Here is a 605-nt window from a genome sequence, read left to right as displayed (position 1 = left end):
GCGCGCTTCGGCGGCTCGACCACCTTCAGCGTCTTCAGACGCGGCGCGACGTCGACACCCAGGTCTTCCGGCTTCACGGTTTCCAGCGGCTTCTTCTTCGCCTTCATGATGTTCGGCAGCGTCACGTAACGCGGCTCGTTCAGGCGCAGGTCGGTCGTGATCACGGCCGGCAGCGTCAGCGACAGCGTTTCCGCACCGCCATCGACTTCGCGTGCAACCGTTGCTTTACCGTCAGCCACCGTGACTTTCGATGCGAACGTCGCTTGCGGGAGGCCTGCCAGCGCAGCCAGCATCTGGCCCGTCTGGTTCGAATCGTCGTCGATTGCCTGCTTGCCGAGGATCACCAGTTGCGGCTGTTCCTTGTCGACCAGCGCCTTCAGGATCTTCGCGACGCCCAGCGGCTCGACGCTGTCGTTCGACTCGACGAGGATCGCGCGATCCGCGCCGATCGCCAGCGCCGTACGCAGCGTTTCCTGCGCTTGCGCGACGCCTACCGATACGGCGATCACTTCGGTCGCCACGCCCGCTTCCTTCAGGCGCACGGCTTCTTCAACCGCGATTTCGTCGAACGGGTTCATCGACATCTTCACGTTCGCGATGTCGAC

The 605-nt window shown here is 64.0% G+C and carries 1 protein-coding gene; it reads right to left on the bottom strand.

Annotation, left to right across the window (positions count from 1 at the left end):
• Positions 1-605, bottom strand: a 605-nt coding sequence (locus CFB45_RS38015) for an electron transfer flavoprotein subunit beta/FixA family protein (RefSeq protein WP_144025305.1), incomplete at both ends; no start/stop codon positions are given.

The organism is Burkholderia sp. HI2500, from assembly GCF_002223055.1.
Taxonomy (GTDB): Bacteria; Pseudomonadota; Gammaproteobacteria; order Burkholderiales; family Burkholderiaceae; genus Burkholderia.
Note: the sequence above shows the minus strand (reverse complement) of the source record. Positions and strands in the feature narration are given on the sequence as shown.